Origin of the sequence: Kocuria sp. HSID16901 (assembly GCF_003989425.1) — a bacterium.
In the GTDB taxonomy this organism is placed as follows: Bacteria; Actinomycetota; Actinomycetes; order Actinomycetales; family Micrococcaceae; genus Rothia; species Rothia massiliensis.
This window is the reverse complement of record NZ_RBLM01000007.1, coordinates 39,108-61,530: the sequence shown is the minus strand read 5'-3', so window position 1 is coordinate 61,530 and position 22,423 is coordinate 39,108. Positions and strand designations below refer to the sequence as shown.

The 22,423-nt window shown below is 60.8% G+C and carries 19 protein-coding genes; 11 read left to right on the top strand and 8 right to left on the bottom strand.

Annotated features, from left to right (window positions below; all coding sequences use genetic code 11):
* Positions 1 to 68 precede the first annotated feature (68 nt).
* Positions 69 to 3,515 (bottom strand): bifunctional proline dehydrogenase/L-glutamate gamma-semialdehyde dehydrogenase, encoded by a 3,447-nt coding sequence (locus D8M21_RS09345; protein ID WP_126855836.1) that lies wholly within the window; start codon positions 3,513 to 3,515, stop codon positions 69 to 71.
* Positions 3,516 to 3,722: 207 nt separating this feature from the next.
* Between D8M21_RS09345 and D8M21_RS09340 the strand changes: the two genes are divergently transcribed.
* Positions 3,723 to 4,616 carry a LysR substrate-binding domain-containing protein gene (locus D8M21_RS09340; protein ID WP_048678873.1) on the top strand — a complete coding sequence of 298 codons (894 nt, stop codon included), beginning with the start codon at positions 3,723 to 3,725 and terminating at the stop codon, positions 4,614 to 4,616.
* 4 nt (positions 4,617 to 4,620) lie between these two features.
* Here D8M21_RS09340 and D8M21_RS09335 read toward each other — a convergent pair whose 3' ends face one another.
* Positions 4,621 to 5,586: a sugar-binding transcriptional regulator gene (locus D8M21_RS09335; RefSeq protein ID WP_048679035.1), complete on the bottom strand. Its 966-nt coding sequence runs from the start codon at positions 5,584 to 5,586 to the stop codon at positions 4,621 to 4,623.
* Positions 5,587 to 5,726: 140 nt separating this feature from the next.
* Between D8M21_RS09335 and D8M21_RS09330 the strand changes: the two genes are divergently transcribed.
* From D8M21_RS09330 to D8M21_RS09310, 5 genes are all read left to right on the top strand, one after another.
* On the top strand, positions 5,727 to 7,478 hold the full coding sequence (locus D8M21_RS09330; protein WP_126855830.1) for a glycerol-3-phosphate dehydrogenase/oxidase: 1,752 nt from the start codon (positions 5,727 to 5,729) through the stop codon (positions 7,476 to 7,478).
* Between the two features lie 124 nt (positions 7,479 to 7,602).
* Positions 7,603 to 8,409, top strand: a complete 807-nt coding sequence (locus D8M21_RS09325; protein ID WP_065424217.1) for an MIP/aquaporin family protein — start codon at positions 7,603 to 7,605, stop codon at positions 8,407 to 8,409.
* A 96-nt stretch (positions 8,410 to 8,505) separates the two neighbouring features.
* Entirely contained in the window at positions 8,506 to 10,032 is a 1,527-nt protein-coding gene (gene glpK / locus D8M21_RS09320) for a glycerol kinase GlpK (RefSeq protein WP_082156644.1), read from the top strand.
* An 88-nt stretch (positions 10,033 to 10,120) separates the two neighbouring features.
* On the top strand, positions 10,121 to 10,909 hold the full coding sequence (locus tag D8M21_RS09315) for an alpha-ketoglutarate-dependent dioxygenase AlkB (protein WP_238651259.1): 789 nt from the start codon (positions 10,121 to 10,123) through the stop codon (positions 10,907 to 10,909).
* Positions 10,906 to 11,619, top strand: coding sequence for a DNA-3-methyladenine glycosylase I (locus D8M21_RS09310; RefSeq protein ID WP_048678882.1), 714 nt, complete (start codon positions 10,906 to 10,908; stop codon positions 11,617 to 11,619). The genes D8M21_RS09315 and D8M21_RS09310 overlap by 4 nt, the downstream gene beginning before the upstream one ends.
* On the opposite strand, the gene D8M21_RS09305 is transcribed toward D8M21_RS09310, so the two are convergent.
* The 3 genes from D8M21_RS09305 to D8M21_RS09295 all read right to left on the bottom strand — a co-directional run bounded on the left by D8M21_RS09305 (position 11,616) and on the right by D8M21_RS09295 (position 14,517).
* Positions 11,616 to 12,941 (bottom strand): MFS transporter, encoded by a 1,326-nt coding sequence (locus D8M21_RS09305; RefSeq protein WP_082156645.1) that lies wholly within the window; start codon positions 12,939 to 12,941, stop codon positions 11,616 to 11,618. The genes D8M21_RS09310 and D8M21_RS09305 overlap by 4 nt on opposite strands.
* A 151-nt stretch (positions 12,942 to 13,092) precedes the next feature.
* Positions 13,093 to 13,578 (bottom strand): MarR family winged helix-turn-helix transcriptional regulator, encoded by a 486-nt coding sequence (locus D8M21_RS09300; RefSeq protein ID WP_048678887.1) that lies wholly within the window; start codon positions 13,576 to 13,578, stop codon positions 13,093 to 13,095.
* A gap of 33 nt (positions 13,579 to 13,611) precedes the next feature.
* Positions 13,612 to 14,517 (bottom strand): alpha/beta hydrolase family protein, encoded by a 906-nt coding sequence (locus D8M21_RS09295; protein ID WP_048678889.1) that lies wholly within the window; start codon positions 14,515 to 14,517, stop codon positions 13,612 to 13,614.
* A 139-nt stretch (positions 14,518 to 14,656) separates the two neighbouring features.
* Here D8M21_RS09295 and D8M21_RS09290 point away from each other — a divergent pair, with 139 nt between their 5' ends.
* Positions 14,657 to 15,499: a PhzF family phenazine biosynthesis protein gene (locus D8M21_RS09290; protein ID WP_048678892.1), complete on the top strand. Its 843-nt coding sequence runs from the start codon at positions 14,657 to 14,659 to the stop codon at positions 15,497 to 15,499.
* Positions 15,500 to 15,625: 126 nt separating this feature from the next.
* On the opposite strand, the gene D8M21_RS09285 is transcribed toward D8M21_RS09290, so the two are convergent.
* Positions 15,626 to 16,651: an NADP-dependent oxidoreductase gene (locus D8M21_RS09285; protein ID WP_048678895.1), complete on the bottom strand. Its 1,026-nt coding sequence runs from the start codon at positions 16,649 to 16,651 to the stop codon at positions 15,626 to 15,628.
* Between the two features lie 78 nt (positions 16,652 to 16,729).
* On the opposite strand from D8M21_RS09285, the gene D8M21_RS09280 reads away from it, so the two are divergent.
* Positions 16,730 to 18,418 carry an ABC-ATPase domain-containing protein gene (locus tag D8M21_RS09280; RefSeq protein ID WP_048678896.1) on the top strand — a complete coding sequence of 563 codons (1,689 nt, stop codon included), beginning with the start codon at positions 16,730 to 16,732 and terminating at the stop codon, positions 18,416 to 18,418.
* Between the two features lie 68 nt (positions 18,419 to 18,486).
* Entirely contained in the window at positions 18,487 to 18,672 is a 186-nt protein-coding gene (locus D8M21_RS09275) for a PspC domain-containing protein (RefSeq protein ID WP_048678898.1), read from the top strand.
* On the opposite strand, the gene D8M21_RS09270 is transcribed toward D8M21_RS09275, so the two are convergent.
* Positions 18,669 to 19,325 carry a class I SAM-dependent methyltransferase gene (locus D8M21_RS09270; protein ID WP_048678901.1) on the bottom strand — a complete coding sequence of 219 codons (657 nt, stop codon included), beginning with the start codon at positions 19,323 to 19,325 and terminating at the stop codon, positions 18,669 to 18,671. The two genes, D8M21_RS09275 and D8M21_RS09270, sit on opposite strands and share 4 nt — an antisense overlap.
* 71 nt (positions 19,326 to 19,396) lie before the next feature.
* Between D8M21_RS09270 and D8M21_RS09265 the strand changes: the two genes are divergently transcribed.
* Positions 19,397 to 19,993: a helix-turn-helix domain-containing protein gene (locus D8M21_RS09265; protein WP_048678905.1), complete on the top strand. Its 597-nt coding sequence runs from the start codon at positions 19,397 to 19,399 to the stop codon at positions 19,991 to 19,993.
* A complete protein-coding gene (locus D8M21_RS09260; RefSeq protein WP_048678907.1) occupies positions 19,986 to 21,005 on the top strand; it encodes an arsenic resistance protein in 1,020 nt (339 codons plus the stop codon). Before D8M21_RS09265 ends, D8M21_RS09260 begins: the two co-directional genes overlap by 8 nt.
* Here the strand turns inward: D8M21_RS09260 and D8M21_RS09255 are convergent.
* Complete coding sequence (locus tag D8M21_RS09255) at positions 21,002 to 22,411, bottom strand: MFS transporter (RefSeq protein WP_053089944.1); 1,410 nt, start codon at positions 22,409 to 22,411, stop codon at positions 21,002 to 21,004. The two genes, D8M21_RS09260 and D8M21_RS09255, sit on opposite strands and share 4 nt — an antisense overlap.
* Positions 22,412 to 22,423 lie beyond the last annotated feature (12 nt).

Sequence of the window (22,423 nt, the reverse complement as noted above, 5' to 3'; positions counted from 1 at the left end):
GACAATGGTGCCGGTGCCACGCCTGGCAACACCGGCACCATTATTACATGGGACACGTTCTCCGGATGCTAGATCACGGCATCCGAGAAGTGGTTGGGGTTACCGAAGCGGTGTGCCGTGATCGAAACGGCCTGTTCATGCAGGAACGGCAGCATTTCGATGCGTCCCGCCTCGGTGACCTCGTGGTGGTACACCGCGACGTCGGGACGGCCTCCAAGCGCCTCGAAGACGGAGCCGTGGTCATCACCGATGTAACGGATGCGGCACCCCTCGAAACGAGTTCCTACCAGCCCCGCCGGCTTGATGTTGCGGATGCCCCGGAGGGAAGTCCGCCAAGCATCGTCGGTCTCGATCGTGATGTTGACTCCAGCGGACTCCAACGCACCACGAACATACACCGGCAGCTGGGTCGCCACGGACAGGTCGATCGGGGCTTCGGCGGCAAGGCCCGCCGCAACCACGCGGAGGGTTTCCGCAAGTGTTGCCGACTCGTCGGCACGCACGTGGACCCTCTGCGCCACGTAGCGCAGGATATTGCGCTCGATTCCCAGCTGCGAGGGGTCGTGGTGCACACCAAATTCGGTGGCCCAGGCCTCGGCATCCGAGGACGCCGACCTCGAGAGGAACTCGATCTGCTCCTGCGTCAGGGCGTGAGGCTCACGAGCCCTATTCAGCAATTCACGAGCCTTTTCATTGGAGGGCGACGCGATGGCCGTAGCCTTCTTCGACGTCCAGTCCCCGAGTGCGATCAGGTAGTTGGGACCGCCCGCCTTGGTGCCCGTCCCCACCGTGGACTTCTTCCAGCCTCCGAACGGCTGACGACGCACGATGGCGCCGGTGATGCCGCGGTTGACGTAGAGGTTGCCCGCCTGAACGCGGTCCAGCCACAGGGCCAGCTCGTCGGAGTTCAGGGAGTGAAGTCCTGCAGTGAGTCCGTACTCGGGGGCGTTTTGAAGCTCGATCGCCTCTTCCAAGGTCTTGGCCGTCATGACGCCCAAGATCGGCCCGAAATACTCGGTGAGGTGGTATTCGCTACCCGGCTTAACTCCGGCACGAACACCCGGCGACCACAGCTTGCCGGACTCGTCGAGCTGCTTGGGTTCGATGACCCACTGTTCTCCCTCACCCAACGTGGTCAGGCCACGCAGGAGCTTGCCCTCGGGGGCCTTGATCACGGGGCCCATTTCCGCACGGATATCCGTGGGGTAGGCAATGTGAAGGGACTTGACAGCATCGATGAGCTGATTCCGGAAACGCTCCGACGTCGCGGCCGAACCCACCAAAATGACGGTCGAGCAGGCCGAGCACTTCTGCCCCGCGTGACCGAAGGCCGAATTCACGACGTCCTTAACCGCGAGGTCCAAGTCCGCGTTCGGTGTCACGATGATCGAGTTCTTGCCCGAGGTTTCGCCGAACAACGGCAGATCCTTACGGAAGGAGCGGAACAGCTCAGCCGTCTCATAGCCGCCCGTCAGGATGAGGCGGTCCACATCCGGGTGTGCCACAAGTTCACGGCCAAGGTCGCGCTCGGAGAGCTGCACCAGCTGCAGGACCTCGCGGGGAACGCCCGCCTCCCACAAAGCATCGGCAATCACGGCGCCACACCGCTTGGACTCACCGGCCGACTTGAACAGCACAGCCGAACCCGCAGCGAGGGCCGCCAAAGTCGAGCCCGTCGGGATGGCGACCGGGAAGTTCCACGGCGGGGTCACCACGGTGACCTTGCTCGGGTGGAAGTCGGCGCCGTCGACGGTCTCGAGCGCTTCGGCCAAATCGGCGTAGTAGTTGGCGAAGTCGATCGCCTCGGAGACCTCAGGGTCGCCCTGGTCAAGCAGTTTTCCGGCTTCGGAGGCCATGACCTCGAGCAATTCAGCGCGCTTGGCACCAAGCACCCGAGCGGCCTGACGAAGGATCGCGGCACGCTCGTGAGCCGGGCGAGCGCCCCACTCTTCCCCAGCCTTCTTGGCCCGAGCCACTGCATCCTGAACCTGCGAGACCGAGGTCAGCACGGAATCCTTGACCAGCTGGACGCCGAGTTCCGACGCCTCAGCTCGCCGCAGGATTTCCTTACCCCAGGCACGGTTATGTGCCAGCGAGGTATCTGTGTCCGGGGTGTTGTCGAAGGAATCACCCGGCGTGTATACGTTGTCGACCGTTTCTTCGTTCCGGTTCTGACGACGATTCGGCAACGGGACCTCGTCGGTGACCTTCTCGAGGGAACGCTCGAAGCGGGCCCGCTCACGGTCGAAGAGAAACTGGCTGTTATTGAGGTCGAAGATCGCCGACATGAAGTTTTCGCTCGATGCGTTCTCCTCCAGGCGACGAACCAGGTAAGAGATGGCGACGTCGAACTCCGAAGGACGAACCACGGGCGTGTACAGCAGCAACTGGCCGACGTCCCGCCGAACAACTTCGGCCTGCTGCGCCGCCATGCCGATGAGCATCTCGTATTCGACGTCGTCCAGTACTCCACGGTGCTTGGCGAGCAACCAGGAGAACGCGATATCGAAGAGGTTGTGCCCGGCCACGCCCAAGCGGATGTTCTTGGTGTGTTCGGGGCGGAGCGCATAGTCAAGTACGCGCTTGTAATTGGTGTCCGTGGCTTCCTTGGAATCCCAGGTGGTCAATTCCCACTTATGGACAATGGCCTCGACCATTTCCAAGGAAAGGTTGGCGCCCTTAACCAGGCGAACCTTGATCCGAGATCCTCCGTTGGCCACGCGCTCGGCGGCCCACTTCTGAAGTCGCTCCATCGCGGCCATGGTGTCCGGGAGGTAAGCCTGGAGCACGATGCCGGCTTCCAGATTCTTCAGGTGCGGCTGGTCGAGAATCTTGGTGAACACCTCGATGGTCATATCGAGGTCCTTGTACTCCTCCATGTCCATGTTGATGAACTTCGGAGTGGCTGACTGGGCCGCGTATTCGTAGAGCGGCGTCAGGCGTTCGACGGCACGGTCGACGACGGCGTCGAAGGACCACGGTGCATGCGGTCCCGAAACCGAGGAGACCTTGATCGAGACGTAATCGACGTCGTCGCGACGCAAGAGACGCTCGGTCTCACGGAGGCGATGCTCGGCCTCGTCATTTCCGAGCACGGCCTCACCGAGGAGATTGATATTGAGTCGGTTGCCACCCGCGGTGAGGTGTTTGATGGCGGGCCCCAATTTTTCGTCACGAGCGTCGACGATCAGGTGGCTCACCATGTCTCGCATGGCTTTGCGGGCCAGAGGGATCGTGGGCCAAGAGAGCTTGGGAGCCACGATGCCGCCCGCGCGCACGGCGGCACGCAAATGGGGCGGAAGGAACTTCGGAACGATGGGGGCCAAACGGCCCAAGTTGCGACCGGCGGCCGCGTCATCCTCGGGACGAATAACCTCGTCCACGAACCCGACCGTGAATTCGAGGCCATGCGGGTCTTTGAGAACACCGGCGAGCTGCGCCGCAGCCTGATCTTCAGGAACCTCGCGAGAGGCCTCAAGCCACCCTTTAACGATTTCTCCGGCTTCGTGAGCCATAGTCTCGTATTCAGCGGAAGCGAAAGGATTCGATGACAAAGAGTGCCTCCTTTAAAAAGCATGAGCTATCAAGCACAGGCCGCGCACCGTTGCGTCAGCCTTCGACGCGCGCACGCACGTCTTCCCCAAGTATGTACCATGACTTAGGTAAGCAAAAGTTATAGGAACTTACAGGTATCCAACAGATCAGCTCACGAATTGGAGCCCATGCTCGACGTCAAAAAATTGCGCGTTCTCCAGGAACTCTCTTACCGGGGAACGCTCTCCGAAACGGCCGACACGCTTGGTTACACACCTTCCGCGGTCTCCCAACAACTTGCCGCGCTGGAGCGGGAATGCGGGCACAAATTACTGCAAAAACACGGTCGCGGCGTGAGCTTGACCCTCAAAGCTCGGACGCTAATTAAACACACGGAAAAGATCCTCCACGAACTCGAACTCGCCCAGACAGCCCTGGAGGCGACCGAGGAGACCCCCGGCGGCACCGTCCGGCTCGCCATTTTCCAGACGGCGGCCATGGCCCTATTGACGCCGACCCTGGAAGCATTGGGGGCCTCTTATCCCCATCTCAACGTCGAAGTCATTCAACGTGAGCCGGAGGCCGCGCTGGAACAAACCCACATGCGCGACATCGACTTGGTGGTTGCGGAGCAATATCCGCACCGGTCGGTTCGTGAATTCAATGAGCTCGATTCTCGTCCACTCAACGAAGATCCCGTGATGTTAGCCGTCCGCCCAGAATCCACCATTCAATCCATTAAGGATGCGGCCGAGGCCTCCTGGGTCATGGAATCGCGCGAAAACGCGAGCCGGGGCTGGGCGCAACATGTGTGCCGAACGGCCGGCTTCGAACCCCGAGTCACCTTCGAATTCAATGACGTTCGGGCACACATAGACTTGGTTGAACGGGGCCTGGCCGTCGCCTTGCTCCCGGGATTTGCCTGGTCAGGCACCACGCCTCGGGTTCGGTTGATCGAATTACCCAACCTTCCCCACCGGACTGTTTTCACGTCGGCCCGTCGCGATATGGCCAAGCGCCCTGCCATCGAGGCCGTGCGATGCGCTCTCGAAGAATCAGCCCGCCAAGTTAAATTGTTGTGACCGACTAGCGGACAACTCCCGCAGTCTTATCCAGGAGGATTTTGGCGGTCAGCGCATCGACTACCAGGTCGGTGACGGCGCGAGCCCTCAAGGCGCCCAAGAGAGCAGCGGCCCGATGCGGCCCCGAGACCACACAGAGCCGATGTTCGATGCGCCGCAACTCCTGCGGCGTCGGCCCCGAAACCCGACGATTCATCTCGATGTCCTGCCATGTTCCGTCCTCGCGCAAAAGTACGGTACAGATATCGCCTACCACTTGCTCTCGCGAAAGAGCAGCAAAGTCAGCGTCGTCGAGGTATCCCGAACTGTAGACATGCGATGGGAGGGGTCCGTGGATGGCTCCCACCCCGAAGAGCGCGACGTCGGCTTGTGCCTGCAATCCCAGCACCCCGCGAATACTCCTCTCGCGCCACATTGCCTGCTTGGTGTCGGCAAAGTCGAAAAATGCCGGAACCGGGAAATGGACGATTTGCGAGCCAAAGGCCTCCGCAATGGAGTTGAGGATCGCCCCCGTGTACGGGATTCCGGAGCGTCGAGCATTACCCGCCCCGTTGAGCTGCACCACGACGGAGTCCGGAACCTTCCGGGGAACCAGATGGCGCGAGAGCTCCGTGACCGTGGAGCCCCACGCCACCCCAAGGATCGTTCCGGGATCCATGAGCCGGTCGAGCTCTACCGCCGCCACACGCGAGACCTGTTCCATCTGATGTATGGGCGAGGAACTGCTCCGCACCGGGACGACGTGAGCGTTGATATCGAAGAGCTTTTCCAAGCGAGATTCGAGTTCATCCCCTTCCCCCGTGGGCTCCCCCAAGGTGATCCGAACCAGGCCCGTATCCCTCGCGTATTTAAGGAGTCGGGAGACTGTGGCTCGAGACACGTCAAACTCTTTGGCCACCGCATCCATCGTCAGGTCTTGCAGGTAATACATGGTCGCCGCTTTGTGAGCCAGATCATCACGTTTGTTCATGTCCACCCCACCCAAAGTGCACGTTCGTTCAATAGTCCTGATCATTCTTTCATAGTCGACTACAACTAGGAGAGAGACGTCACGAGTGTCACCCCACCATCGACGTCGAGAACCCTAGCCGCCAACATCAAGGAGATGTCATGAAAACTGCCGCAACACACCTGACCGCGGCCTCCCGCGCCGAAGCACTCGATGCGATGAGCGATTCAGAAGGCGTAGACATCCTGGTCATCGGCGGCGGAGTCACGGGCGCGGGAATTGCCCTCGATGCCGCGACGCGCGGTCTGCGCACTGCCGTCGTGGACGCCGGCGACTGGGCTTCCGGAACCTCGGCATGGTCCTCAAAGCTGGTTCACGGAGGCTTGCGGTACCTGCTGAACCTCGACTTCAAGCTGGTTGCGGAAGCCCTCAAGGAACGCGGCCTTCTCCTCACCAGCTTGGCCCCGCACCTGGTCAAGGCCCAGCCCTTCCTGTGGCCCCTGAAGATGCCGGTCATCGAACGCAGCTACTCCGCGATCGGCATCGGCATGTACGACGCGATGGCCATCGCGGGCGCCCGCGGTAAGAAGACCGTGCCGACCCAAAAGCATTACTCCAAGAAGGGCGCAAAGCAGCTCTTCCCCGACATCAAGGATGACGCGCTCACCGGAGCCATCCGCTTCTACGATGCACGCGTCGACGATGCACGCTTGGTCATCGACCTCATCCGTACAGCCGCCGGATACGGCGCCTTGGCAGCCAGCCGCGCCCAGGTCACGGGACTCCTCAAGTCCGAAACCGGCCGCGTGATCGGCGCTAAGGTAACCGATCTCGAAACCCAGGAGGTCCGCGAGGTTCGAGCCAAGCACGTCATCAACGCGACCGGGGTCTGGACCGAAGAGACCGAATCCCTGACCGGCAAGGAGCAGGGACTCGAGGTCTTGGCATCCAAGGGCGTACACATCGTCGTGCCCCGCGAACGCATTAATGCCGAATCCGGCATCTTCTTGCGCACCGAAAAGTCGGTGCTGTTCATCATTCCGTGGCAGCGCTATTGGGTCATCGGAACCACGGACACGCCCTACGATCAGGACGTCGCTCGCCCCGTGGCGACGGCGCAGGATATCGACTACATCCTGGACCACGCCAACGCGATTCTGGACAAGCCACTGACCCGGGACGACATCATCTCGACCTACGCAGGCCTCCGTCCGCTCCTTCAACCGGGCGTCAAGGGTGACGAGTCAACGCAGTCGACCAAGGTCTCCCGCGAGCACACCGTCGCCGAGGTGGTACCCGGCATGTCCGCCATTGCCGGCGGCAAGCTCACCACGTACCGCATCATGGCCAGGGATGCCGTGGACTTTGCGCTGGGAGCGACCGCGGGTGCACGGCCATCCATTACGGAAGACATTCCGTTGGTTGGGGCCCAGGGGTACCAGGCGGCTCGTACACGTGCGGGTCAGATCGCCGAGCAGTTCGGCTGGACCGCAGCGCGTGTGGATAGCCTGTTGGATCGTTACGGTTCGGAAATCGACGACGTCCTCGACCTGATCCAGGAAGACCCCGAGCTCGGGAAGCCGCTCACCAACGCCCCAATGTTCCTTCGGGCGGAGGTTCTACTCGCGGTTCGCTACGAAGGCGCTCTTCACCTCGAGGACGTCTTGATGCGCCGGGTACGGCTCGACCTCGAGCAACGGGACCGTGGCCTGTCCAGCGCCGAAGAAATTTTGGCGATCATGTCCCCCGAGTTGGGATGGAGCGCCGAAGACCGCAAACGCGAATTCGACAACTATGCTCAGCGTGTCAGCAATATTGCACGCGCCGAAGAGCAGAATGATGACGCAGGTGCATCCCAGAGCGTGACCGCCGACCCCGAAATCATGCCTCGCAAGATTCTGGGCAAGAACTAGTCCCTAGGGAATCGGGCGGGGCCTTATTGTCCCGCCCGATTCTCCATTTCATCAATCACCCGCCGGGATCGCCCCGGCAATTCTAGGAAACACAGACACGACGACGTGTCGGAAAGTAGCAGCAATGGCCGTTTCAGTCCTCGCCGCGGATTCTCCCGGAATCCTCGGAATTGCCCCTGACCTGATGAAAGATGGCGTTCCGACGACACTCGGCATGTTCACCTCCGAATTCGTGGGCACCCTCATTCTGGTTCTGCTCGGTTGCGGCGTCGTCGCCGGACAGGTTCTCCCCCGCACCAAGAACCACGCCGGTGGCTGGCTCATGGTGGCCTTCGGCTGGGGTCTCGGCGTTTATGCCGGCGTTTACGCTGCCTACGCCACGGGTGGACACTTGAATCCCGTGGTCACGCTGTCCTTCTGGGCCGCTCACAAGGATTTGGCTGAAGGCATCCCTTCCACCGCGGGCAACGTTTTCATCTACATTCTGGCCCAACTAGTCGGCGCCATCATTGGCGCGGTTCTCGTTTACTTGACGCACAAAAAGCATTTCGACCTCGAAGCTCCCGCAGCCGACAAGCTTGGAGTCTTTTCGACCGGTCCCGAAATCCGTTCTTATGGATGGAACTTCCTGACCGAGATTTTCGCGACTTTTGTGCTGATCGCCTTCGTCCTCTTCTCTGACAAGACGCCCAGTGAGGTCGGTCCGTTGCCGGTCGCTTTGGTCGTCTTGGCCATCGGCATCTCTCTCGGTGGGCCCACGGGCTACGCGATCAACCCGGCTCGTGACCTCGGTCCCCGCATTGCCCACGCGATCCTGCCGATCCGCGGCAAAGGATCCTCGGACTGGTCCTACGCCTGGGTTCCCGTCTTCGGTCCGATCGTTGGCGGTCTGCTCGCCGCCCTCGTCGTTCCGCTGGCCGTGTCCCTCTGATGTCCACGGTCGCAATGATGCGACCATTCTCGAAAGGCATACCTCATGAACGCTGCAAAGGATGAGAGAACGAACAGGGCACTGTTCTCCGAAACTATGAAAACTGATAAGAAATACATCCTCGCCATTGACCAGGGCACGACCAGTTCCCGGGCCATCTTGTTCGATAAAAAGGGCCAAATTAAAACCATTGGCCAACACGAGCACCGGCAGATCTTCCCGAAGGCGGGATGGGTCGAGCACGACCCTCAGGAGATTTGGCGCAATGTGCGTAAATCGGTTGCGGACGCTTTCTCCGACGTCGAGGTCAACCACCACGACGTCGCCGCCGTTGGCATCACCAATCAGCGTGAAACCGCCGTGGTTTGGGATAAAAACACCGGCAAGCCGATTTACAACGCCATCGTGTGGCAAGACACCCGCACGCAGGCCATCTGCGATGAACTTGCCGGTGATGATGGATACGACAAGTACCACGACCGCGTGGGTCTTTCCCTGAACACCTATTTCGCCGGCCCCAAGGTGAAGTGGATTCTGGACAACGTCGAAGGCGCACGGGAGAAAGCCGACAACGGCGACCTCCTGTTCGGCACTACCGATACCTGGGTGCTGTGGAACCTGACCGGTGGCACCAAGGGCGGTGTGCACGTCACCGACGTCACCAACGCCTCGCGCACCATGCTCATGAACATCCGGACCCTGGAGTGGGAAGAGGACATCGCCAAGGACTTCGGCATTCCGATGTCGATGCTCCCGGAGATTAAGTCCTCCGCAGAGATTTACGGTCACGGCGACGCTCGCGGATTCCTGCGGGGCACCCCCATTGCCGGCATTCTGGGCGACCAGCAGGCCGCAACGTTCGGACAAGCCTGTTTCGAATCCGGCCAGTCGAAGAACACTTACGGAACCGGCAACTTCATGTTGATGAACACCGGCAAGGAGCCTGTGTTCTCTGATAACGGCCTGTTGACCACGGTCGCGTACAAGATCGGCGAAGCCGACACGGTATATGCCTTGGAAGGCTCGATTGCCGTGTCCGGTTCCCTGATCCAGTGGTTGCGCGACAACCTCGAGCTCATCAGCGACGCCAACGAAACCGAAGCTCTGGCGACGTCGGTCGAGGACTCCGGTGGAACGTACTTCGTCCCGGCGTTTTCGGGCTTGTTCGCGCCGTACTGGCGCCCTGATGCCCGCGGCGTTTTGGTCGGAATGACCCGCTACGTCAAGAAGGCACACATTGTGCGCGCGGCATTGGAGGCTACCGCCTTCCAGACCCGCGAAGTGATCGATGCGATGAACGCTGATTCCGATGTGGACCTCACCGAACTTCGCGTGGACGGCGGCATGACGGCCAACGAATTCCTGATGCAGTTCCAGGCTGATCTTTTGCAGGTTCCGGTGATTCGTCCGAAGGTTGTCGAGACCACGGCCCTCGGTGCGGCGTATGCGGCCGGCATCGCCGTCGGTTTCTGGGACGGCGAGCAGGACGTCGTGGACAACTGGCAGGAAGATAAGCGGTGGACGCCCAAGTTGGACGTTGACGAGGTCGAGCGTCAGTACCGCCTGTGGAAGAAGGCCGTACAGAGGACTCTCGATTGGGTCGACGAAGACACCAAGGGCTAGTTCCTGGGTGTACCGACCTCAAAGATCCGTCGGCCGCGACACTCCACCTGGTGGGGCGCGGCCGGCGGATCTTTGGTCATGATGGGCGATGATCGAGCTTTCGGTATCCCGGCACTCCATCGCCATTGATATTCCGGAATCAGAAAGGGCCTTGATGAACGACGCCGCAGGTCTCTTCGGAGACGACGCTTTCGACCGGGAACCCCGCCAAATTGTGCCCGGTGTCGTCCACGTGCCCGGGTGGTTGCCCCTGGACCACCAACGCTGGTTGGTCGGCCAGTGGGACCATTGGGGTCGGGGCCCGATTCCCCCACATTCGCCGCTCATTCATGGGCATCCGATGTCCGTCCGCATGACTTCATTGGGTTGGCACTGGGACTCTGCCGGATTGCAGCCCCAAGCGCGGGAGTTCGGCGGCGCTTCACCCCTGCCCGTTCCTGACTGGCTGATCCGATGGGGACGTCGCGCCCTCGCCGATGCTTATCCTCGGGACCAGGCACCCGATTGGCCCGGGCTCAACGAGGATGAGCTAACCGCCTGGGCCGCTACATATACGCCCGACGTCGCACTCATCAATTACTACGAACCGAGCGCCTCGATGGGAATGCATCAAGACAAAGATGAGCTGTCCTCTGAGCCAGTCGTGAGCGTCAGCGTTGGGGATACCGCGCTTTTCCGGGTGGGTAATCCACAAACAAAGAACAAACCGTTCCGCGATGTCCGGCTAGCTTCGGGCGACTTGATAGTTTTCGGAGGACCCAGCCGGTACATGTTCCACGGAGTTCCGAAGATCCTCCCTGAGACGGCACCGCCGGATGGCCCAGTGAAACACGGACGATTCAACATGACGTTGAGAATGACAGGACGCACCTCATGAATGACGCACCCTCTGAAAGCTCGCTGGCGCGAAGCGAATGGGCCAACGGTAGCGCGATGATGCGTGACTACTACGACCACGAGTGGGGAATACCCGTCGTCTCCGAGGCTGGCCTCTACGAGCGGTTATGTCTCGAAGGATTCCAGGCTGGTCTTTCGTGGGCGACCATTCTGGCTCGCCGGGAAGCATTTCGCGAAGCCTTTGCGGACTTCGATCCCGACGTCGTGGCACGCTTCACCGATGACGACGTCGAACGTCTCGTCGGCAACGCCGCCATCATCCGCAGCGGCCCCAAAATTCGATCCGCAATTTCCAACGCGCGTGCAACCATCGCACTCCGAGATCACACGGAGCCTGTGCTGGCGGGATGGACGCTTCCTCTCCAGAATGGTGCGACCTTGGACATCGAGCCAGGCCTCCCCTCACTCATCTGGTCCTTTGCTCCCACCAGCACCCCGGCCCCCGAGGCCGCTTCCGACGTTCCGACGCAGTCTTCCGAGTCCGTTGCCTTGTGCAAGGAGCTCAAGCGCCGGGGTTTCTCCTTCGTGGGCCCCACCACCGCCTACGCATTGATGGAAGCCGTAGGAATGGTAGATACACACTGGGTCGGAAGCCACCAACGCGGCGTATCCCAGATTTTTTCTCCGGAAGGACGACGAGCCGAACTGGTGTCACACGCCAGTCACGGCACCGAGACGACGGCGAACTAGTCCGCGCCGACGGTGATCGCTTCTGCCTCATCCTCTGCGGACTCATGGGGGCGCTTCGGCACCAGGTGGTGTCCGGAAAGGGCCAAGACCAAGATCGCGATCGCCAACGTGCACACGGCCATCCAGTACGGTGCGCCGGCTCCCACGGCATCGGCCACGGGTCCGGCAACGGCAGGCGCAATGGCGCCACCGATAAAGCGCACACCCGAGTAGGTCGAGGACGCGATGGACCGAGGAAGGCTCGTTGCCTCCATGACGGTTTCGGTCAACGCCGTATTCATCACGCCTTGGAAAAGTCCAGCAATGACGATCAGGACGATGAGACCCACGAGGGAGCCATGAAGCGTCGCGGCCAAGATCATGGTCACGGCCAACAGTCCGAGCATGGAGAACAATACCGGCCGTAGACCGAAGGCTCGCGTCAGGATGGGGGCAATGAACACGGAGGCAATGGCCAAGGCGAGGCCCCACCCGAAGAAGACGAATCCCAGCTGATGCGCACCGAATTCAGAACCTGACTTGGCCGCGGCGGCCTCTAACGGATACGGGGAGTACGCGAGCAACACGAAGAACGCAAAGTTGTAGAACAACGCGGTGAAGGCCAAGGCCCGGAGGGCAGGATCTTTGAGCGCCACAAAACCTGCCGTGAGAGCGTGCTTCTCACTGCGCTGAGCCGTGCCCTTCTTCGGCGAGCGCAATAGGGCTACGATCGCGATAAATCCGACCGCCATGAGAGCCGCGGTACCAAAGAACGGCCCTCTCCACGAGAGGGATCCGAGCACACCGCCGACCAGTGGGCCGACCGCCATGCCAATACCAAGAGCGGCTTCGTAGAGCATGACCGCTTGACTGCTTCCACCCGCCGCGGCACCGACGATCGCCGAAAGCGCCGTCGAGATGAACAAGGCGTTACCGAGGCCCCATCCTGCTCGGAACCCGATAATCTCACCCACGGTTCCCGACGAGCCTGCGAAGGCTGCGAACGCGACGATCAGCACGAGTCCAATAAGTAGCGTCGTCTTTATGCCAATGCGGCTGGAGACCCATCCAGTAAAGAACATCGCGATGCCCGTGATGAACAGGTAGCTCGTGAAGAGGAGCATGGTCTGCCCCGCCGTGGCGTCGAGTTCGCGGCTAATCGCCGGGAGGATCGGGTCCACGAGCCCGATACCCATAAACGAAACCATGCATGCGAAAGCAATGGCCCACACTGCGATGGGCTGTTTGAACATCGATGGCTTTCCGGGCTTCCGCTGATCCGCGGCAGACCCGCCTGGCGCATCGACCATTGGCCGGGAGTCCGTTGGAGTACTAGTGGTCATGCGAGTAATTGCCTCCTTAGCGGCAATGCCGTCCTCAAGAAACGGCGTTTCATATTGCTTAGCTATATTTATGAGTAAAAAAATATACTTCTCAGAAGCGCACTCGGCGGCGCTCGCGGGGCCCACTTCCGCGAGCCCCGCGAGGGAGCAACTAAGACTTCGAAAGGTCGAGATCGTTGGCGACTGAGTCAAAAATGGCTGCGGCCCTCCACAGAACCTCTCGCTCTTCTTCGGTGAGGTTCGCAATAGCCGGTTGAATTTTCTGCGTAGCCTTGCGCCGAAAGTCGTTCAAGACCTTCTTGCCCAAGACGGTGATCTCCATCAACTGGGCGCGCCCATCGTAGGGGTCCGATTGCCGGCTGACGAGCCCCTCATTCTCGAGTCTCTTGAGAACCCCCGTCATGGTCGGCTGGGTGATGTGCTCAGCAGAAGCGAGGTCTCCGATTCTCATGGGGCCGCTCAGAGTGAGGTTCGACAGCACGCGCAAGACGATGGTCGACCTCTCACGACCACTGTGACGCGACGCGGCCCGCACAAAACGGCTCGCCGAAACAATCAGTCCGGTGGCTTTCCGCGATTCACTCTGAGTGAGTTTTTCGGGCCCGGACGACGATCGAGGTGAGTGCGAATCTGACATGCTCACGATGATACCCCCATTTATATAGCATGGCTAATTATATTGAGGGGAATCCTCGACGGACGCCAGGTGCGGAAGAATCACCGTCTCCCAAATCCTCGCATTCACACCTCGAAAGGCCCCCATGTGACCCACCGACGAAACCCCTAAATCTTTCGGCGCATACCGAAAGTGTCTCCGATCGGAACTCCGGTAGAAGCCGAGCAGAGTTTTGAGTGCGGCCTTCGACATGACGACGTCGTCTTCGAAGGAAATGGCTGTAATGGGCGCCGTAATGCCTGAATACCCCGGCGCCAACCACGGCCGTTCGCCCAATATATAACGGGGGAAAGCAACCCAGCGCGTCCATTGGGCCATGACCCCCGCAGGGAGATTGCCAAAGAACCGCAATCTTCGCCCTGGAAAGTACCCACACATTCGTCGAGCTATGGGACCCACAAGGAAAAACATCACTGCGCCTGGGAGCGCAGTTTGCCAGGGGGATTTCCAACCGGAGCCCACCCCCGTGGCCACAAAAATACTCTTTGTTACGCCCCGGTCCCCCGCAAGCCCCAAAAGTTGGCCGCCCAGGCTATGCCCCACCCACGTGACCGGCAGATCCGAATAACTCTCACGTATCCAGTCCACGACGATGCGTGAGTCCCGGCCCCAATCCAAAATGTCCACCGAGGAGTTCCGCAAAGACCCCTCGAGAGAATCTCCGTATCCCGAAAAATCAAAGGTGACCGCCATGAAACCTTGGCTGACCAGCCATCGCGCAAAGGCATTGTAGTGACGGGCCCGGGTAGCCATCGCGGGAACCACCAGCACAATTCCCGAGGCGTGCGCCGGCTCGCCCCAAACGTTCAGAGCGACGGGCAACCGTTGTGCCCCTCGGAGCTCAACCCTCCGTGACTCGATCTTCTCTAAGACCTCATCGGTCGTCGTGGCTTCGATCATGTGGCTTGCTCCTTCAAAGACGCCGCTCTGAGGCACGGCACATGAGACACGCGTCTCACACCTATGGTGACCCTACCGATAGGATCGGAAACATTCCAGGCACCCCTTGGGTGTAGTTTCCGTGAGGTTCGAGGTTCCAGTGACTCGCACATTTCGACAGGTCGACGTCTTTTCCCCGGGACCGCTTCCGGGTAATCCGGTGGCCGTGGTCCACGACGCCGATTCCATGAGTGACGACGAAATGCTGTCCTTCGCGAACTGGACGAATCTCTCGGAAACAACGTTCCTACTAGCTCCCCGTTCAACCGATGCTGACTACCGACTTCGCATCTTCACGCCCGCTAGAGAGCTTCCGTTCGCGGGACACCCCACCCTTGGCTCGGCGCACGCTTGGCTGGAGGCCGGCGGAAGGCCTCGACACCCAGGGATCATCGTTCAAGAATGCGAAGCGGGCCTGGTTCGGGTTCGGTCCGCCGAGAATCGGCTCGCCTTTATGGCGCCCCCGCTGACGAGATACGAAAATGTGGAGCCACGGATAATGGGCCGTCTCTCCGAATGCCTCAGAATCGACCCGTCGGATATCCGTGATGCTCAGTGGATCGATAACGGTCCAGGGTGGGTCGGAGTTTTGCTCCCCTCTGCCCAGTTCGTCCTCGATCTCAACCCCGACCTGTCCTTGGTGAAGGCCTCTGGGCTGAAGATTGGTGTCGCCGGTTTCTTCAGCGAAAATCCGGCTCCGGCGGACCTTGAGGTCCGGGCATTCGGTGCCGGGGACGGATCGTCCGAGGATCCCGTGACAGGAAGCTTGAATGCCGGCCTTGCGCGATGGTTTACGGACACCCATCGCGTCGGACATTCCTATAGTGCCCGACAGGGAACGACCTTGGGACGAGGAGGGTTTATCCACGTCACGCGGGACGATGAGGTGATCTGGGTGTCGGGCGCCACGAGGACCGTCATTTCGGGGAACCTCGATTGGTAAGACGGCGGTCGACCGCCCCTCCCGAAGCAGGGAGGCCTGTGTGCGGAGCCGCCCCACGTCGATGACCGACGTGGGGCGGCGTGGGGACTCCGGATTCCTTCCGGGTCCCGAGATCGTGGCGTCTGGTTACCGATCGTCCGAATCAAGACGGACGATCATCTTGCCGGTGTTAGCGCCTTCCATCATGGAAATGAAGGCTTCCGGTGCGTGATCCAGGCCGTCCACGACGGTTTCGTCGTACTGGATCTTGCCGTCACCAAACCAGGAGCTCATGGCTTGCTGGAATTCACCGGCGTACTCCATGTAGTCGCCCACAATGAATCCCTTGAGCATCAAGGATTGCTTGACCATATTCGCCATGTTGTCCGGCCCGGCCGGAGCCTCAGTCACGTTGTACTGACTGATCGCGCCGCAGAGGGCCGCCCGACCGTAGCGGTTGAGGGAATCCAACGCGGCCTCAAGATGGTCTCCGCCCACATTGTCGAAGTACACGTCGATGCCGTTCGGCGCAGCCTTCGCAAGCTGCTCCCGAATGGGTGCCTCCTTGTAGTTGAGGGCGACGTCGTAGCCGTACTTCTCGGTCAGCAAGGCCGTCTTCTCGTCACTTCCCGCGGAGCCGATCACCGTTGATGCACCGAGGAGCTTGGCAATCTGCCCCACAGCGGTTCCCACCGCGCCGGCGGCTCCCGAGACGAAGACGACGTCGCCTTCCTTCAGTCCCGCAACCTTGGTCAATCCCATATAGGCGGTCATTCCCGTCAAGCCGACCATGCCCAAGTACACGGACAGGGGCGCCCCCGGAATTTCGGAAATCTGACGGAATTGGGCGGCGTCGTCCTGGGCGAGGTCACGCCATCCGAACTGGTGTAGGACGTAAGCGCCTTCCGGCAATTCCGGGCTCTTCGATTCGACCACTCGACCGACGGCTCCGCCGGTCATGGTCTCCCCAACCTCAAAGGGAGCCACATAGCTTTTCGCGCCGGACATGCGGCCACGCATATAGGGATCAACCGACATGAAGAGGTTTCGGACGCGCACCTGGCCGTCGGCCAGCTCCGGCAACTCAACGGTGGTCGTGGAAAAATTCTCGTGTGTGGGCCATCCGGTCGGCCTCGACGCGAGCTGAATCTGGGTGCTGACGTGGTTGGACATTACTGGACTCCTATCGACGGAATGACCTGAGCGACTATACTTCCAGACACTAATGTTCCCTACCCGAATACGCTCTCGATGAATCACACTTTGCAGGGTCTCAGGTCCACGTTGCACCAATTGGACGGCAACGGCTATGGCGCCTATAAGCGCCTGAAAGGGAGCTACGATTACGGGGAATTCGACCTTGTGATCGATCACGTACAGTCCGACCCTTACGCACCACCGTCGTCGATCCGTGTGATTTTTGCACTGGCCGACACCTCGATACCTCACTCCATGTGCGAGGGCCACGACCGCCGGGTCGCCACCGCAGACTTCATCGCTCGCGATCTCACCAAACTTCTCTGTGGATGCTCTTATCGCGGACTCAGCATGAGTAAGCCCGGGCAGGAAATTCTCGAAAGAACCAACGTCGTCGTCAGCGACGACACCGTTGAGGTACGACTCAGCGTTTCACTACCGGCGGGCGGTCGGCGCATCAAGGGGCGAGCAGCCGCCCATGTGCTGACCAATGATCTTCCCGATCTCATCGAGCGGTCCGCGCTCTTGTCGGGGATGGACCAAGAAGCCCTGAGCCGACAGGTGGACCTCTATCTCGATCAGCGGAACCTCCAACAACAATTGGCAGATCGCGGCCTGGTGAGCTTCGTGGGCGACGGATCGGTCCTTCCGAGGTCGTCCGGCGATTCTGACCTTCCCCTACGCTCCGGAGTCGCTTTCCGTAGCCCGCAGACATTCCGTGAAGAGTTCACCCTTCCGTCTGGGCGCACCGTCACCGGGATGGGTGTGCCGCGCGGTATCACCGTCATTGTGGGCGGCGGGTACCACGGGAAATCAACACTCCTGCGGGCCATGGAACGCGGCGTCTACCCGCACGTCGGTGGAGATGGACGGGAATGGGTCCTCACCGCCCCCGACGCCGTATCCATCCGAGCCGAGGACGGCCGCGCGGTCACCGGGGTCGATATTTCGCCCTTCATCGCGAACCTGCCGTCGGGCACACGGACCGAGAGCTTCACGACGACGAACGCGTCCGGCTCCACGTCTCAGGCGGCTAATCTTGCCGAAGCTCTCGAGTTGGGCACGTCTTTGTTGCTCATTGACGAGGACACCTCGGCCACGAACTTCATGATTCGCGATCCAGCAATGCGCGAACTCATCCCTGCCGGTTCGGAACCCATTACTCCCTTTGTGGACCGGGTGCGCCCTCTTCTGGAAGAACGCAACACCTCTACCGTGCTGGTCGCCGGCGGAACCGGGGCGTTCTTCGGCGTCGCAGACCACGTGATCGCGATGGACGAGTACATACCTTCCGACGTCACGGCACGGGCCCACGAGATCGCTGCCCGAGACTCCACCGCAACCGGGAACGACGACGCCGCAGAGCCGATTTTCGCACGTCGCCCCCGGCGTGTGCCCCAAGCGGATGCCCTATCCCCCTCGGACCGGCGGAAACCGGCGAGGGGCCGTGGCCTCGACTCAATTCAGGTCGGCCGCGAAGACATCGACGTCGCCTACTTGGCTCAGCTCGTGGATTCGTCACAAACGAATGCCATCGCCCTGTGCTTGGAGGCGGTCACCCGGGAACTCGATGGGTCCACAGATCTCGTGGCCAGTGTGCACCACGTGATGGAAAGGCTGGAACGGGACGGCTTGGACGCGCTTGTGAGACGAGGAGGGCCTCGTGGAGACCTAGCCTGGCCCCGGGCACAGGAGCTTCACGGAGCCATCAGCCGCTACCGCAAGCTCAAGCTCCGTTCATAGCTGGCTCTCGCTTAAAAGTAGGGGCAGCTCCACCGCGCCGAGGCCTTGCCCGGCCCTAGGCTGGAAGCATGTCACTTAAGAGATCACGTCATCAGAAAATCATCGCCGGAGTATGCGGAGGCATCGCCGAAGCATTGGATTGGACTCCCACCCGAGTCCGTTTACTCTTCATCCTGTCCTTCCTCATTCCGGGGCCACAAGCAATTTTTTACCTCGTCGCCTGGATCGTGATCCCCAAGGAAGACCGCAACTAGCCTCGTCGCCTCGTCACCACGACGGAGTCTAAAAGCGTCGCCAATTCTCCATTGGGCCCCTCTGCCTCTCGGCGTCGAACTTCACAGATTTCCGTGGTCCATTCGGCGCCAAGATTCAGTGAATTCAGGTCCTCTTCCGGCTGAGGAAAATCGCCCGGCCCATGTCCGCGAGCACTTTCCGACCACGGCGGGGGCGCCGCGTGGGAAATGATGCACAGTCTCCCGCCCTCGGCGACCAGCGAACTCGCCCGACGCAAGATCTCCACGCGATCCAATTCGACCGGGGACTGCAAGAAACTGGCCGTCACCAGGTCGAATGGCTCTATTGGGCTCCATACGGCCAGGTCCGTAGCCTCGAAGTGGGTTGCCTCGGAGAGTCCTTGATCTTCAGCCGCCGCCCGTGCACGCGCCACGGCCGTCGCAGAAATATCGACGCCCGTGGCCTCCCACCCGGCGCTGGCGAGCCACAGGACATCCGCTCCCTCGCCGCAACCGAGGTCGACCGACCGTCCCGCAGGAAGGTCTTCGACCAGTCCAACGAGCGTGGCGTTGGGCCGACCGGACCATATACGTTCGGCTGAGGAATAGCGGTTTTCCCAAAATTCTCGAGGGTCAGTCGTGGCATCGTCGTTGTGAGCGTGGTGCATCGTCATGCCTTGAGCCTAGACTCGAGATTGCTTGTGTGGCAAAGTTATTTGCCGAAACAGCAACAAGTAGGGGAACCATGGACGATCAACTATCTCGTGTTGGGCCGCGCTTACGAGCGGCGCGCCTCGGGCAAGGCTTGACGCTTGAAGGCCTCGCGGAACGAGCGGGCCTCTCGGCGAGCACGCTGTCTCGCTTGGAGGCCGGAAAACGTCAAGCGAGCCTCGAGCTTCTCCTACCCCTTACCCGTCAGCTCGGGATGAGCTTGGACGAGTTGGTCCACCCGAGCACCCCAGACCCTCGTGTACGCCGTCCCAGTTTCCGGCGAGCGGGCGTCGTGGTCGAACCGCTGGCACCAGAGGGTTCCTCCGTACACGTGTTCAAGATGACGCACTTGCCAACCCGAGAGGTACCACGTCCGGGGGTGCACCCTGGATTCGAGTGGTTGTACGTTCTCTCTGGAGAGCTGCGCCTCCAGCTCGGCGAACGAGACATGACCCTGGGAGCTGGCGAAGCAGCCGAATTCGATACCTTGACTCCCCACGCCGTGACGGCGTCTGGATCCAAACCGGCGGTTATTCTCAGCATTTTCTCCAGGGATGGCGCTCGTTTCCACACGCACGAGATCGGCGAGGAGCCCGACCCCGACGCAGAGCCTCTACGGTCACATGCCTGACCGCTCTCAATTCACGGCCGCTATGGAGCGCCATCAAGTATGGATTTATCTGGGAGCCGCACTGGCGGGTTTGGCCTGCGGGCAGGTCATGCCGTTCATCGGGGCATTCTCCGCGAGCGCCGTGTGGGCAGCGCTTGTTCTGCTTATGTACGGAACGTTCACGCAAATTTCCAGTTCGGCCCTTCGTTCTGCGTGGTCGGACTGGCGTTTCCTCACCGCCGCACTGGTGGGAAATTTCGTGGTGGTACCGCTCGTTCTTGGGGCCCTTCTTCCGTGGCTTCCGGAGAACCCCGCGGTTCGGCTCGGAATCATCATCACCCTTCTTGCCCCGTGCACCGATTGGTTCATCACCTTTACGCACCTGGGTAAAGGTGACGCGTCTCGTGCCGCTTCACTGGCACCGCTGTCTCTAATCCTCCAAATTCCAGCGGTCCCTCTCTATTGGGCACTTCTCTCCCCCGCTGGCTCTGGGCCAGCGTGGGGACCAACAGGTATTCTGCCCGCAGTGGGAGTCATTGTGGTTCCCCTGACGATCGCCTGGCTGACGGAGGCTTGGCTTCGTTCACGTGACGCCCACAGCAACGATCCGGAGGATCCTCGATCCGACGGGACGGCAGAATCCCGCTGGCGATCGTGGTGGTCACGGATTCCCGTTCCAGCGCTGGGCGCCGTCATCTTTCTCGTGATGGCCGGCCACGTCAACGACGTCGCCGGGGCCGTAGACGTCATTCCCTCCGCGGGCGCCGTCTATGTGGGGTACCTGGCCATCGCACTAGTGATAGCGAAGGGGCTGAGCCTGGTGTTCAGGCTCAGCCCCCGAGGTTCCCGGACCCTGGCCTTCAGCCTGGGAACGCGCAACTCCTTCGTGGTGCTACCGCTCGCGCTCGCTCTCCCTGCGGGATGGGAATTGAGCGGCGTCGTCGTGGTGCTGCAATCCCTCGTGGAGCTACTCGGGATGATCCTCTACCTCTGGATTGTCCCCAAGCTCCTGTTCCGGGACCGGCCTGTTTAGTGGGCTCCGGCGGTGGCGGCCGGTTCGAAGACCGGAACCTTCCCTGTCTCCGGAACCTGGGTACCGCGCAACGAGGCACCCTTCGTTTCCTTCATGAACAAGACCGCGATGAATCCAATCAGGCAGGCACCCATCATGTAGAACGCAGGTACCAGGTCGTTACCGGTAGCCCCGATCAAGGCCTCATTCACCATGGGCGACGTACCGCCGAAGATCATGGTGGAGACGTTATAGGCGATAGCGAATCCGGCATACCGTACCGGAGCCGGGAACATGGCCGGGAACGTCGCGGAAATGGTGCTGAGCTGAGGGATGTAGAGCAAGCCAAGAACCGCGAACCCAAGCAGCGCAAACCAGAAGCCCTGCGCCATGAGCAAATACATGGGAACCGACAGAACGAAGAGCGCGATGAGCGAGACGAACCACATGGGCTTACGTCCGACCTTGTCCGAGAGCGCGCCGCCAAATGGCATCACGACCATCATCGCGAACTGCGCGATGAACATAACGGTCAACGTGGTGGAACTGTCCATGCCGACGGAACTTTCCAGATAGGTCGGCATATACGTCAACAGCGTGTAGTTGACGACGTTCACGGCCACGACCAGGCCGAACACGATGGCCATCTGACCCTTGTGATGGGCGAAGAGTTCTTTGAGCCCGCCACCGACCGAACTTTGATGCTGCTTTCCTTCGAGTTCCTCAAAGATCGGCGATTCCGCAAGCTTGGACCGCAGATACCATCCAATCAAGCCGAGAGGGCCGGCCACCAAGAACGGGATGCGCCAACCCCAATCCATCATCGCCGCGTTCCCGAGGGTCAGTTCCCCAATCAAGACGATCAGCGAGCCGAAGGCGAAGCCACCCAGGGTGCCGAATTCCAAGAAGCTTCCGTAAAAGCCTCGGCGATGATCGGGAGCGTATTCGGCCATGAAGGTCGCTGCCCCGCCGTACTCACCGCCCGAGGAGAACCCTTGAACCACACGCAATACCGCGAGCAGGATCGGGGCAAAGACTCCGATGGTATTGACGTCCGGCAGGACGCCGATGAGGAAGGTCGCGGCCGCCATCAGGACGATCGTCAGGGCGAGAACGCCCTTACGCCCCATCTTGTCGCCGATCGGTCCCCAGACCATGCCGCCAATTGGCCTCATGATGAAGGACAAAGCCAGCAACGACAGCGTCCATAATTGACCGTTGTCGCCGGGGAAGAAGTGCTGAGAAAGGTACGCCGTCGAGACCGCATACAGACCGTAATCAAACCACTCGGTGGCGTTGCCGATGGCGGAAGCTCCCACGGCCTTTCGGACTGTTTTGAGGTCTGGCTCAATGGGTGCCGGACCCGTTCCGGAATCCTTCTCGCTAGTCTGGTGGGCGTCGATTCGTGCTGGCGATTCATGTGCCATGAAATGATCCGA